Source organism: Nocardia sp. Root136, from assembly GCF_001427185.1.
Classification (GTDB): Bacteria; Actinomycetota; Actinomycetes; order Mycobacteriales; family Mycobacteriaceae; genus Nocardia; species Nocardia salmonicida.
In genome coordinates, this window is the sequence record NZ_LMFE01000010.1 from 104,222 (window position 1) to 116,971 (window position 12,750).

The window sequence follows — 12,750 nt, forward strand, 5'->3', positions numbered from 1 at the left end:
CCGGGCGGGCGCGGCCGCCGGTCACCGGGTACCCCGGACGACGACCGTGGACACCACGGTCGTGAACGAACCGCCGATATTGACGGTGAGGGCCCGGCGGGCGTCGTCGACCTGATGGTCTCCGGCCCGGCCGGTGACCTGCCGCGCCGAGTCGAGCACCATGCGAACTCCGGTGGCGCCCACCGGGTGGCCGTGCGCCATCAGCCCGCCGCTGGGGTTCACCGGCAGCCGCCCACCGCGTTCGATCGAGCCGTCCATCACCGCCTCGCCGCCCTTGCCCGGATCGGCCAGACCGATGTGCTCGAGCGTCACCAGCCCGTTGATGGTGAAGCAGTCGTGGATCTCGGCGACATCCAGTTCGGCTACGCCCGCGATCCCCGCGCGCCGGTAGGCGTCCTCGACGGCTCCGCGCAGGTGCGGGAACAGGTAGTCCTGGTCGGCGCTCGCGGCGAGTTTGTCCGTGAGCAGCAGGGTGGCCGTGCGATGGCCGAATCCGGCGATCGTGGCCTCCTGGTCCAGGTCGGCTCCGGTCCGCTGCGCCCATGCCCGCGCGAACTTCGGTCCGGCCAGCACCACGGCGGCGGCGCCGTCGGTGATGCGCCCGCAGTCGGTCTTGCGGAGCATCCCCTCCACGAGGGGGTTCACCTCGTCGTTCTCGTCGAAGGATCCCGCCGGGAAGTCCCAGTCCCTGGTCTGCGCAAGGCCGTTGCGGGATCCGTTGCCGAACGCGATCTCCGCGAATCGGCCCAGATGCGCGTGATCGAGGCCGTAGCGCCGCTGGTATTCCTGCGCGACGTCGGCGAAGAGCGCGGGCCACGGGTACTGCGCATCCAGCGCCTCGCGCCCCGCCCACGCCGCGGTCCCCAGATATCCGGCAGCCGTCTGTGCGGACACATTGCGCATCAGCTCGACGCCGACCACCAGCGCCACGTCATAGCGGCCCGATTCGATGTCCGCGCAGGCGGCGAGGATCGCGGTGCTGCCCGAGGCGCACGCCGCCTCGTGCCGGGTGCTCGGCAGCCCGTCCAGGCCCGGCACCGCCGCGACCACCATGCCGCCGAGCTGGGCCTGGCCAGCGAAGAGTTCGCCGGCGAGGTTGCTCACGTGGATCACGCCGACCTCGCGGTCGTCCACACGCGCGTCGGCCAGGGCGGCGGGCACGGTCTCGGCGAACATGTCGACCAGGCCGAGCCCTTCCTTCGACCAGTTCCTGGCGAAGTCGGTCTGGGCGCCTCCGAGCACGTACACGGGGTTCGTCATCTTTCCTCCTTGTTGTCGCATCTCAGGCTAGCTACGACCCGTTGTTACTACAAGATAAAGAGTTACTAAGACCCACCCGTTTCATCGGCGAATCGCCAGTATAAAGGCGAAACATCGCCGATAATGCCAGCAAACCCCTCCGGGATTGAGCCGTGCACGTTTTCGGTTACTTCTGAGTGAAGAGCTACTCGCGCAGACGCCCGGACACAGCGCCGTGGCGCCCGGCCGGACCTTGTTTGCGATGATTGAGGCCATGTCCTCAGTCCCGACCCACCCGGCATCGTCCGCGCTGGGGCACGCCCTGCTCATCGCGGGCGACAGATGGAATCTGCAGATCACGCGGGCCGTCTTCGGCGGCGCCGAACGTTTCGCGCAACTGCGTGAGGAGTTGGGGATCTCCGACGCCGTTCTGTCGCATCGCCTGGGCCGGCTGATCGAGGACGGGATCCTCGACGCGCATCCGTATTCGACCGCGCCGCCGCGCAACGAGTACCGCCTCACCGATCTCGGCGACGATCTGTGGCTGGCCTTCGTCGCACTGTGGAGTTGGGACCGCCACTGGGCGCCGTGGGCACCCGACCGGCCGACCACCCAGCTGCGGCACCGCACATGTGGGCACCTCATCACCCCGGTGTTCGGCTGCGGCGGGTGTCAGGCGATCGGGGTGACCGCCCGCGACGTGCGGACCGAGGTCGACGCGCCGCTACTCGTCGACGTCGCCGACCGCCGGTCCCGGCGCACCGCGAAGGCGGACGCGCCGGGGATGGACTCCAGCAGCGTGCTCGCCGATCGCTGGTCGACCTTCCTGCTCGCCGCCGCCCTCGAGGGCAACCGCCGGTTCGGCGATTTCCAGGACCGGCTCGGGTCGATCTCACCGGTCACCCTGACCGACCGCCTCGCGTACTTCGTCGACAACGGCATGCTGGTCCGCACGCCGATCGTGGACGGCGCGCGACGGCAGGAGTACCGCACCACCCCCAAGAGCCTCGACTTCTTTCCCGTGTTCGCCGCGCTCAACGCGTGGGCGGCGCGACGTTTGACCGAGGACGGACGGTCCGGTCTGACGATCGTGCACAGCGCGGGCGAGCACCTGCTCGAACCCCAGTACACCTGCAACGCCTGCAACGGCGTATTGCGCAGGGCCGACACCGAATTCAGCCGACCGGGGGCAGCATCCTGACGAGCCGCCCGGTCCCGTCGCACCACCAGACGAGCCCGGACACGCATGGCATACCGGAAAACGCCGAACGATCCGGGAAATCAGGTGACGTTGTGTCAGATCGAGACCGGACTACCGCGTTGGAAGCTGGGGCGGCACGAGGACGCGGCCCGATTGTGGCGGGTTGCCGAGCAACGCCGAGCATGACCGCCTGATCGGCCGGGACCGGCCTAAACTGATCTTGTGGGCTTCTCGGTGCCGGCACCGATGCTGGCCAAGGCCGGACGGCCACCACAGCCGCCAGGTGGCTGGTGCGCGGAAATGAAATGGGACGGCGTCCGCGCGATCGCCCACTGCACCCCGACCGGGATCAGCCTGTGGAGCCGCAACTTACGCGAGATCACCGGCTCCTACCCCGAGATCGTCACCGCGCTGACCGAGATCACCGACAGACGCACCATGCTGCTCGACGGCGAACTCGTCGCCCCCGACGACCACGGCGCCCCCTCATTCTCCCGGCTACAGCGACGCATGCACGTCCGACGCCCCTCAGCCCTACTGATCGACCAGGTACGAGTCGACTACATCGTGTTCGACCTACTCGGCGTCGACGACCAGAGCCTGCTCGACGACCCCTACCGCACACGCCGCGCCGAACTGGCCGACCTCACCCTCGACGACGGTGAGCACGTACGGGTTCCACCGATGTGGTCCTTGGCCGAGACCGACGCCGAGGAACTGCTCCGGATCGCCGCCGACTCCGGGCTGGAGGGAATCGTCTGCAAACACGGCGACTCGATTTACGAACCCGGCCGCCGCTCCTCAGCCTGGACGAAAGTGGTCTTGCGACTCACAACCGAGGCCGTGATCGTCGGCGCGGTCCCCGGCAACGGCGCCAACGCCACCACCTTCGGCGGCCTGGTCCTGGCCGGACACACCCCCGACGGACGCCTGCGCTGCATCGGCGGCGTCGGCACCGGCTTCACCGCGGCATCACGACGCAGCATCCGCACCGCACTGGACAAAGTCCGTCGCGAAACCAGCCCCCTCGACAACCCACCACCGCCGCCCATCGCACACGCCGCGTGGTGGGTCGAGCCAGTCTTCGTCGCCGACATCGAGTACCGCGAGATCAGCGGCGACGGCCTACTGCGACACCCCAGCTTCCGGGGAATCCGAACCGACAAGACTCCGCAGGAGATCACCCTTCCCAACACGGACGGATAGCGATAAGCCCCAAAGGCTCGCCCGGGGTGGGACTTCGACACGGGCCCTAGGGTGCCGCGCAGGCGGCAGCGTCCAAGGCCCGGGAGCCTTCGTCGTAGCGGTCGTCTATCAGGTCTTGGTTGAGGGCGATGGTTATGGCGCGGCCGGTGGTGGGCACTACGCCGTCGTAGGTCACTGTGCCCGAGAGACCGCCGGTGTGGCCCCAGAGTTCGTTGCCGCACGACATCGTGATCCGCGCCAGGCCGAGGCCGTATGCCCATGTGCTGTCCACTCCGGTCGGTCGGACGTTCTTCATTTCCGCCAATTGCTCGGGTGGGAGCAGCTTTCCGTCCAGCAAGGCGATGAAGAAGTGGTTCAGGTCCGCGCCGGAGGCGACCATGGCGCCTGCCGCGCCTGCCCACGAGACGTTCTGGCTGGTGTAGTCGACTCGCACACCACTGATGTCGGTGTAGCCCTTGGGATGTGGGCCGCGGATGTCGACTTCATCGGGACTCGGGTAGTAGGTGTCGCGCAAGCCGAGCGGCTCGATGATGCGGTGGGTGATCTCGGTGCCTATCGGATTTCCGGTGATCTCCTCGATCACCATCCCGGCGACGGCGTAGTTCGTGTTGGAGTACGCCCATTGCGCATCGGGCTCGAAATCGGCGGGCGTGGTGAGCACGTTGCGGACCGCCGCGGCGATATCCGTTGTCCCCCATCGGACTTCCTCCGTGAGGCCGGCAATCTGTCCCGGCTCGGGTGGCGTCCCGAACTCGGCCGCGTATTCGGGGAGTCCACTGGTGTGCTGCAAGAGGTTTCGGATGGTGATCCGATTGCCGTCGATGCCCGGCCCGTGCACCACGCCCGGAAGATACCGTTCCACCGGCGCGTCCAACTCGACCTTGCCCTCGGCCACCAATTGCAGCATCACGGTGGCGACGAATGGCTTGGTGTTGCTGGCTATCCGGAGCCGAGCATGGTCGGGGAACGGCAGGCCGGTATTCAGGTCCGCTACCCCCGTGGTGACCGTCCAGGTGTGGCCGTGATCGGTGATCACCGCCTGAGCTCCCGGATAGCCTTGGTGCACCGCACTGTTCAGCGCGTCGGTGATCTGCGCCCGGCCCGCTTCCATGGCATCGGGCGCATAGTCCACGCCGCACGATGTGGCCACCAAGACCGTCATCCCCAGCATCGCAAGTCTCATCCGCATCCCCTGAAACTAGGGCGAACGACCTGTCATGAGGAGCCTGCCGCCACCCCGATACCCGGTGGTGCTGGCACCACTACCGACCAGCCACCACTGGCTACCTGCCAGCTGGGCGATAGGGCGGAACTCGTCGCGGCACGCGCTGGAACTCAGTCGGGGAATCGACTATTACGTACAACAACTCACGCAACAAACATCGCTGGTGTTCCACTGACAATAAGCCACATAAAGACATGTGTTGCTGTGAACCGTCACTGAATTGCTCGGCGATGGCAACGAAATCGAGGAACTATGGAGGAGCATTTCCACGAGGCCGATCACCCTTCTCAGTGTGTCCTCGGTGGTACCGTCGCGACTTACGCACCCACAGGTGGAGCGGACTTCCAGCTCGGCCGTCGGGCCGGTGCGGACAGTTGCCATAGCCGTCCCAAAAGTAAAACGGTTCCGTTACACTTCCATTCTCGATGATGCCAGTTTCGGATAATCACTACGCGCCGTAGATATTTCGTTTGCGCGGTGGTTGCGTCGCAGCAGGCTTCGGCCTTTCGACCGAGCTTCGTCGGATCGCCACCTGAATGGGAGAACGCAACGATGCGTGAAGTTCGAATTGCACTAGCGTCGGCTCTGACCGGCGTCGCGATGCTGGGGACAATGGTGAGTGCTACCGGATCCGCCTCGGCAGCTCCGGTAGCGCAGATCAATTGGGATACCCGCGTCGACGGGGCGACTGTGGTTGCCGAAGTCAGTTCCGGGAGTTTTCGGCACGCTGGAAACGCTGTCGAGCTCACCGACTCGGCCGGGACGGTAGTCCTACGGGTGCCGTTGACGTTCGAGCTTGCCGGTCGGTCGATCCCGTTCGCCGCCGACATCAGCGACAGCACCCTGCGGTTGACGGCCGATCAGGCACAATCAGCCTCGCTCGGCCTTGCACCCGTGTCGCCGGTACCCGCCGAAACTCCGGTGGCCGCAGGCGTGACCGCGATCGATGACCCGTCAACCGAGGGCCGTCAGCGCGACATTCCCGGCGCTATCGAATTAGGGCGAGTCATCGGTGCCGCAGTGGGCGGTGCGATCGGCTTCGCCGCCGGCTGCGTGCTCGGCGGGCTCGGAACCGGTGCCGCAGTGGGTGCCACGACCGCTGGGATCTTGGCCATTGCCGGTGCGATTGTCGGCTGCGCCACGGCGGGGGTCAGCTTCGTGCAGGTCGGATCCGTAGCAGGCAGCGCACTCGGCGGTGGGGTCGGCGCCGTAGTCGGTGCCCTATTGCCCGCGTGATCTCCCAGCAGATTCGGCCGACCCGCAACGTCGTGCATGTCCCATGCGTCCGAAGGCTCTGAAATACACCGGTGCCCCAGGATTAGGGGGCGATCGGAATCAGCAGATCGCCCCTACGCTTCCGATATGACTCTCAACACCCGGGCATTGCACACCGGCATCGCAGCCCTCGCCATTACCGCCGGACTGGTCGCCGCCGCCGGTCCCGCCGTCGCGGAATCCCCCTCGGGCAGCAGCTCGTTGGGCACCGGCTCCTCCAGCCTGTTGCAGTCCGTGTTCACCGCGATCGGATGCGCTGTCGGCGCCAACTCCTGCGGGTCCATCATCATCCCCACGTAATCGGCCCATACAGAAGCTCCTTACCGCCCGCTGTCCGGCGGGCGGAGGACTTCGACCAGCGCAGACCTAGTGCTCGCAATCGGTGTGAATCGGCGGACAGTAGATGGTCGTGGAACAGGCGAGACAGGTGTGCGTTCGGTGATGTCCGCCGATCCGGAGGCAGGGCATCACACTGACGAGCGACCGCCCTGCCCCGAGTCGGTGCCCGTTCGGACAGAAGCGCGGCGCTGGTTCCGTCCAGCGTCCATTGCGCAGATAGAGCCGAATCGAGTCGCACATACGTTCGATTATGCACGTCGCCGGTCGGGTACTACGACTGGGCGCACCGACGCCGCAGCGGGCAAGTCACGCCTGTCCGCTCATGTGGCGAACGCGGCAGTCAGTAGTCGAGGGCGTGTTCCGGCTGGCAGACGTACAGGGGGGATGGCAGGTAGCGGACGATGGCGTCCAGGAGTGGGGCGATGTCGTTGCTCGCGAGGGGTGTACCGCACAGGATGGGCACGACGTCACCGTTGCGAGTGCGGCGGCGGATGCGGTTGTGCAGGTCCCCGAGGGTGCGAGAATCCGCAGGTTCTTGGTCAGTCAAGGTCTCGACGAGCTTGCGGTACCACCGCTCGGCGGGTTCCTCATGACTTCCTACGGATCCGGCCGACACCATCGGGACCAGGTCGATGACGTCGTCGAAGTCGGCACCGGTGCCGGCGGGGACCTGCAATACCAACGGCGCTGCCCCGCGAGTCTCGGCGATCGTGCGAACACAACGGTCGAAGTCCGCGCCGGGGTGATCGAGCCCGGTGATCAGGCACAGACGGGCGACCTGGTGATCGTCAGCGACTCGCAGCATGGTTTCGAGCCGCGGGGTGCTTTGCGCGGCGGCGTTCACGACCGCGATCACCCCGTCGGCTACGCGGATGGCGCGTTCCAGGTCGGCGACGGGGGCGTCGCTCGACAACGCGGCGACGCGAATCGTGTGCTCGACGTGATCCGTCGACCAGTGGACCGCGTTCTCCGTGTCGCCGAAACATCGGCGCAGACGATGGACCACCCGCTCCGTCTCGTCGGCATCGCCGATGATCGTGACGTTGCGAATCGACTGTGGGTCAATAGCTTTGGTGCCCATCGCGCGGTACTCCAGATCGATGTCATCGCATCCTCGATCCGCTCACCGTACCCGCGCCCGAGCAGCGCTGGAACGGAATTCCGCCCCAAAGTAGAACGTGTTCCTATACCGTCGGCCACGTGCAGAAAGAACAACGCCCCGCCGTGGCTGACTGGTTCACTGCGGACGACGGCCAGGTACGCCTCGTGGGAACTCGCTGCAATGACTGCGGCACGCCGTACTTCCCGAAGAACACCCTCGCCTGTCGCAATCCGCAATGCGCAGGTACCCATGACGGCTCCGAGCTCGTCGAGTACCTGTTCTCCACGCGTGGCCGGATCTGGTCCTACGCGGACGCTCGGTACAAGCCGCCCGCGCCCTACGTCTCGGCCGATCCCTTCGTGCCCTACGTCGTCGCGGCAGTGGAGCTCGAGGTCGAGCAGATGGTGATTCTCGGGCAGGTCGTACGCGGTCTCACGGTGGACGACCTGGCCGTTGGCATGCCGGTCGAACTGACCGTCGGCACGCTGTACGAGGACGAGGACGCAGAGCACACGGTGTGGATGTGGAGGCCGGTCAATGACTGATACGAATCGCGACATCGCCGTCCTCGGTGCGGGCATGCACCCGTGGGGCAAGTGGGGGCGCAATTTCGTCGAATACGGTCTGGTGGCAGCTCGTGCGGCCCTGGCCGATGCCGGGTTGAACCACCGCGACGTCGGCTACATCGCCGGCGCGGACACCATCCGCAACGGCTACCCAGGATTCGTCTCGGGCGCGACGTTCGCGCAGGCGCTGGGTTGGTCGGGTGCGCAGATCTCCAGTAGCTACGCCGCCTGCGCCTCCGGCGCACAGGCCATCGCCAACGCGCGCGCCCAGATCCTGGCCGGGCTGTGCGAGGTGGCGCTGGTGGTCGGCGCGGATACCACTCCGAAGGGCTTCTTCCAGCCGGTCGGTGGCGAGCGCCGCGACGACCCCGACTGGTTGCGCTTCCATCTGCTCGGCGCCACCAATCCCATCTATTTCGCGCTCTACGCCCGCCGCCGCATGGCATTGCACGGCGCCACCCTCGACGACTTCGCCGCGGTCAAGGTGAAGAACTCCCGGCACGGCCTGAACAACCCGAACGCCCGCTACCGCAAGGAAGTCTCGGTCGAGGAGATCTCCGCCTCGGCGATCGTGTCGGACCCGTTGCGGCTGCTCGACATCTGCGCGACCAGCGACGGCGGAGCCGCCTTGGTGCTGACGTCGATGGACTACGCCCGCCGCCACGGCATCGCGGATCCGGTGCGCATCTCAGCGCTGTCGACGGTCACGCCGACGTTCCCGAAAACCGTGCTCGACCTGCCGGATTTCTCGACGGATTCCGCCGTGGCCGTCGAGCCCCCGTCACGCACCTTCCGGTCGGCCATCGCCCACGCCGCCTACGAAGAGGCGGGAATCGGTCCCGCCGACCTGTCCTTCGCCGAAGTCTATGACCTCTCCACCGCCCTCGAGCTGGACTGGTACGAGGACATCGGGCTCTGCGAGACGGGCGAAGCGGAGGCTCTGCTGCGCAGTGGCGCAACGACATTGGGCGGACGAGTACCGGTGAACCCCAGCGGCGGTTTGGCCTGCTTCGGTGAGGCCATCCCCGCCCAGGCCATCTCCCAGGTCTGCGAACTCACCTGGCAGTTGCGCGGCCAGGCCGACGGCCGCCAAGTGGACAATGCCCGCGCGGGCATCGCGGTGAACCAAGGTCTCTTCGGCCACGGATCGGCGATCATCGCCACTCGCTGACCATGGAGATCTACCGAAACCCCGGGCTCTGTCCGGGGTTTCGGCATCACCGCGCACCAAGGTGCCTTCAGCCCGCGATTTCGGCTGGTTCGCGCTCGGCAGTCAGGTCGGCTACTTGGTTTCGAGCATGTTCGAGGGACCGCAGTAGGCGCTCACCGCCGAATTCATCGTTGCCCGTGTAGACGAACTCGACCTCATCGATGCCGATGAAACCCAGCGCCGTGCGCAGATACGGCTCTACGTGATTCATGCTCGCCAGCGGACCGCCCACCTCGTAGCCGGCGTCGCCGGTGCCGACGATGACGAAGGCGCGCTTGCCCGAGGTGAGTGGTGTGTACGGTGCCGCGGCATCGGGGTCGAAGGAGAAGGTGCGACCGACCCGGACGATCTGGTCGATATAGGCCTTCAGCATCGCCGGTACCCCGAAGTTGTACATAGGGACTCCGAGCACCAGCACGTCGGAGGCGAACAGCTCGTCCACCAACCGGTCGCTGTAGGCCAGCACCTCGCGCATCTGCGGGGTGCGCTGTGTCGGTGTGGTGAAAGCGGCGGCGATCCACTCCTCGGTGATGTGCGGTGGCGGTTCGTGGCCGAGGTCGCGGCGGATCACCGTGTCACCGACTCGGCCCTCGCTCCAGCGCGCGACGAACTCCCCGGTCAGCGTGCGGGTGTGGGAGCGCGAACGGCGCGGGCTCGCGTCGAGCTGAAGTAGCTGGGCCATCTCTGATGCTCCTGTCGGGACTGGGTCGGCTTACGGGATCGAGCCTGCCCGAGGGGGAATATCCGCGTAAGAACGCACATTTCTGTTACCCAGTACCCTTTTCCATACCTTTGCCGGTGAGACGAGGACGTGGCGTGACGAAACGTAAGCAGGATCTCGATTTCGACTGCCCCGTCGAGGTCACCCTCGATGTGATCGGCGGCAAATGGAAGGGCATGATCGTCTTCCATCTGAGTGAGGGAACGGCGCGGTTCAACGAGATGCGCCGCGCCATGCCGCACGTGACCCAGCGAATGCTGACCGCGCAGCTGCGCGAACTCGAGCGCGACGGCGTCCTCACCCGCACCGTGTATCCGGAGGTCCCGCCCCGCGTCGAGTACGAGCTGACCCACTTCGGCCGCGGTCTCGTCCCGATCATCCAGCTGATGGAGACCTGGGGCGAGCAGTACCGCAAGCAGCTCCCGCAGGCCGGGTAGCCAACCGGCACGCGCACCCCGACCGCTGGATCCGAACCCGCACCTGTGCGCGCGGGGTATCGGTGCCGCGCGGAATTCGAGATACTGTTCGATACCCCGCAGACCGGGCGCTTCGACACATCGGAGGAACTGCCGTGGCCACAGCGATGACCGATCCGTCCACCATCATGGTCGCGCAGGGCACCGAAGGCGGTGGCGCTGCTCTCGATCAAGTCGCGCTGATGACCGGCGCGTCCGCGGTGGTCGGTGCGGTTCTGCTGTGGGTGGCCTACCTGCATCGGACGCGGCGCATCACCTGGCTGCGGCGGCTGGCCGACTTCAGCGGTCGCATCATGAACCGTCCCGGCTGGGTGGCCCTGCCGATCGCGATGTTCCTCGCGACCATCCTGACCGCGTTTCTCGGCTTCATCTGGGATGTGAGCCTGCACGTGGGCAAGGGCCGCGACGCCGGACCGCTGGCCAATCCGGCGCACTACTTCATCCTGGTCGGCCTGTTCTTCCTCTTCATGGCAGGCATGCTGGCCGTGATCCTGCCGCTCGACGAGAAGCCGGGCAGAGCCGCGGTGAAGATCACCCGTGACTGGTACGCCCCTGTCGGCGGTATCTTGATCGCCGGTGCCGGTTTGTACGCGCTGATCGGCTTCCCGCTCGACGACATCTGGCACCGTCTGTTCGGCCAGGACGTCACGCTCTGGGGCCCCACCCACCTCATGCTCATCGGCGGCGCGGGTCTGTCGCTGATCGGCGTACTCCTGCTCGAACTCGAGGGCCGATACAACCGGCCCGATCCCGAGCGGATCGACGGACGGTTCCTCTGGGCGATTCAGGCCTTCGCCTTCGGCGGCCTGGTGATCGGACTGTCGGTGTTCCAGGTCGAGTTCGACTTCGGCGTCGAGCAGTTCCGGCTGGTGCTGCAACCGATGTTGATCGTCTTCGCCGCCACGATCGCCCTGATCTCGGCGCGGTTGACGCTGGGCCCACTCAGCACGCTGCTGCTCGTGGCCTTCGCCTTCTGTGTGCGCTACATCGTCGCGGTCCTCGTCGGCACCGGATTCGAGGCGCCGCGCAACGTGTTTCCGCTCTACCTCGGCGCCGCGATCGTGGTCGAACTGCTCGCCGTCGTGCCGCTGATCCGCCGACCGCTCTGGTGGGGCGCGCTCACCGGGCTCGGTGTGGCGACAGTGGGCATCTGGCTCGAATCCCTGTGGATCGAGCGGATGTTCGTCAATCCCTGGGTCGGCGGGATGTGGCTGGAACTGCTCGCGATGGCGGTGCCGGTGGGTGTGGCAGGCGGTGTGATCGGCGCGATGCTCGGCACCGTCTTGCGCGGCGAGGCACTGCCCAGGCCCGCGATACGGCGCGGGATCGTGGTCGCCGCCGTGGTGATCGCGGCCGCGGCGACCGCGAACGGTCTGATCATCCGGGTGCCGGAGAACGCGTCGGCGACCGTCGCGCTCACCGACGCCGATCCCGAACAGGGCGGGCGCATGGTCACCGCCGACATCCGGCTCTCCCCCGGAGATCTTATCGGCCCCGATCCGGAATGGGTGGAGATCCTGGCCTGGCAAGGCGGTATCGGCGACGACAGTCCCGGCCACGGCCTCGTTGTGGACAAGCTGCGTCGCGTCGGCGACGACCACTTCGTGTCCACCCGGCCCGTGCCCGTGCACGGCACCTGGAAAACGGTGCTGCGCTTGCAGGACGGGCGCATGCAATCCGCGCTTCCGATCTTCATGCCGCTCGATCCCGGGATCGGCGCCGCGGAGGTGCCCGCGCCCGCGAGCTTCACGCGGCCGTTCGTCGAGGAGATCTCGGTACTGCAGCGCGAGCGGTCCTTCGACCATCCGTCCTGGCTGATCGGCCTCGCGGGCCTGGTGGTGCTGGCGTGCTCACTGGCCTTGATCGCGGCGATGGCGTGGGGCGCTGCCCGGGTCAACGACCGCTATCTGGCGGCGGGCAGCACACCGGACCAGAAGGCAACGGTCGAACCTTGATCCGCCAGGAGAACGTCGACCTGCTCGCTGACCATTCCATCCTGCTGGCGATTCCGGCCTTCCTGCCCGCGGTCGCGCTGGTCGGTGTGGTGCTGTTCATCGCGCTCCGCGACCGGCGCGCGGAGAAACGCGAAAAGGAAGGCACAGAATCCGCGCCGACCGACCGCACCGAGGAGATTCCGTGACCCTTCATCGGCTCCGGTTCGGCCTACTCACGGTCGCCGCGGGTGCACTG

Annotated in this window: 13 protein-coding genes; 9 read left to right on the forward strand and 4 right to left on the reverse strand. The window is 66.8% G+C overall.

Annotated features, from left to right (window positions below; genetic code table 11):
• Nucleotides 1-21: 21 nt before the first annotated feature.
• A complete protein-coding gene (locus ASD42_RS25360) occupies nucleotides 22-1,260 on the reverse strand; it encodes an acetyl-CoA acetyltransferase (protein WP_056821187.1) in 1,239 nt (412 codons plus the stop codon).
• Nucleotides 1,261-1,513: 253 nt separating this feature from the next.
• Between ASD42_RS25360 and ASD42_RS25365 the strand changes: the two genes are divergently transcribed.
• Entirely contained in the window at nucleotides 1,514-2,440 is a 927-nt protein-coding gene (locus ASD42_RS25365) for a winged helix-turn-helix transcriptional regulator (RefSeq protein WP_056821189.1), read from the forward strand.
• 222 nt (nucleotides 2,441-2,662) lie between these two features.
• The gene (gene ligD, locus ASD42_RS25370; protein WP_084465321.1) at nucleotides 2,663-3,646 is read left to right on the forward strand and encodes a non-homologous end-joining DNA ligase; all 984 of its coding nucleotides are present in this window, start codon (nucleotides 2,663-2,665) and stop codon (nucleotides 3,644-3,646) included.
• Between the two features lie 46 nt (nucleotides 3,647-3,692).
• Here the strand turns inward: ligD and ASD42_RS25375 are convergent, their stop codons facing one another.
• The gene (locus ASD42_RS25375) at nucleotides 3,693-4,835 is read right to left on the reverse strand and encodes a serine hydrolase domain-containing protein (RefSeq protein ID WP_084465322.1); all 1,143 of its coding nucleotides are present in this window, start codon (nucleotides 4,833-4,835) and stop codon (nucleotides 3,693-3,695) included.
• 648 nt (nucleotides 4,836-5,483) lie between these two features.
• Between ASD42_RS25375 and ASD42_RS25380 the strand changes: the two genes are divergently transcribed.
• Both ASD42_RS25380 and ASD42_RS25385 read left to right on the forward strand, forming a co-directional pair.
• Nucleotides 5,484-6,107, forward strand: coding sequence for a hypothetical protein (locus tag ASD42_RS25380; RefSeq protein ID WP_156677582.1), 624 nt, complete (start codon nucleotides 5,484-5,486; stop codon nucleotides 6,105-6,107).
• A gap of 126 nt (nucleotides 6,108-6,233) precedes the next feature.
• Nucleotides 6,234-6,446 (forward strand): hypothetical protein, encoded by a 213-nt coding sequence (locus tag ASD42_RS25385; RefSeq protein ID WP_056821195.1) that lies wholly within the window; start codon nucleotides 6,234-6,236, stop codon nucleotides 6,444-6,446.
• A 379-nt stretch (nucleotides 6,447-6,825) separates the two neighbouring features.
• On the opposite strand, the gene ASD42_RS25390 is transcribed toward ASD42_RS25385, so the two are convergent.
• Nucleotides 6,826-7,566 carry a GTP-binding protein gene (locus ASD42_RS25390; RefSeq protein ID WP_056821197.1) on the reverse strand — a complete coding sequence of 247 codons (741 nt, stop codon included), beginning with the start codon at nucleotides 7,564-7,566 and terminating at the stop codon, nucleotides 6,826-6,828.
• A gap of 119 nt (nucleotides 7,567-7,685) precedes the next feature.
• On the opposite strand from ASD42_RS25390, the gene ASD42_RS25395 reads away from it, so the two are divergent.
• Both ASD42_RS25395 and ASD42_RS25400 read left to right on the forward strand, forming a co-directional pair.
• Nucleotides 7,686-8,132, forward strand: a complete 447-nt coding sequence (locus tag ASD42_RS25395) for a Zn-ribbon domain-containing OB-fold protein (RefSeq protein WP_371852098.1) — start codon at nucleotides 7,686-7,688, stop codon at nucleotides 8,130-8,132.
• Nucleotides 8,125-9,324, forward strand: coding sequence for a lipid-transfer protein (locus tag ASD42_RS25400; protein WP_056821198.1), 1,200 nt, complete (start codon nucleotides 8,125-8,127; stop codon nucleotides 9,322-9,324). Before ASD42_RS25395 ends, ASD42_RS25400 begins: the two co-directional genes overlap by 8 nt.
• Nucleotides 9,325-9,391: 67 nt before the next feature.
• Here the strand turns inward: ASD42_RS25400 and ASD42_RS25405 are convergent, their stop codons facing one another.
• Nucleotides 9,392-10,045, reverse strand: a complete 654-nt coding sequence (locus ASD42_RS25405) for an FMN-dependent NADH-azoreductase (RefSeq protein ID WP_056821199.1) — start codon at nucleotides 10,043-10,045, stop codon at nucleotides 9,392-9,394.
• A gap of 134 nt (nucleotides 10,046-10,179) precedes the next feature.
• On the opposite strand from ASD42_RS25405, the gene ASD42_RS35445 reads away from it, so the two are divergent.
• From ASD42_RS35445 to ASD42_RS25420, 3 genes are all read left to right on the forward strand, one after another.
• Nucleotides 10,180-10,521, forward strand: a complete 342-nt coding sequence (locus ASD42_RS35445; RefSeq protein ID WP_252366969.1) for a winged helix-turn-helix transcriptional regulator — start codon at nucleotides 10,180-10,182, stop codon at nucleotides 10,519-10,521.
• A 146-nt stretch (nucleotides 10,522-10,667) separates the two neighbouring features.
• Complete coding sequence (locus ASD42_RS25415; RefSeq protein ID WP_056821200.1) at nucleotides 10,668-12,515, forward strand: hypothetical protein; 1,848 nt, start codon at nucleotides 10,668-10,670, stop codon at nucleotides 12,513-12,515.
• Nucleotides 12,512-12,700: a hypothetical protein gene (locus ASD42_RS25420; protein ID WP_165610175.1), complete on the forward strand. Its 189-nt coding sequence runs from the start codon at nucleotides 12,512-12,514 to the stop codon at nucleotides 12,698-12,700. The genes ASD42_RS25415 and ASD42_RS25420 overlap by 4 nt, the downstream gene beginning before the upstream one ends.
• Nucleotides 12,701-12,750: the final 50 nt, after the last annotated feature.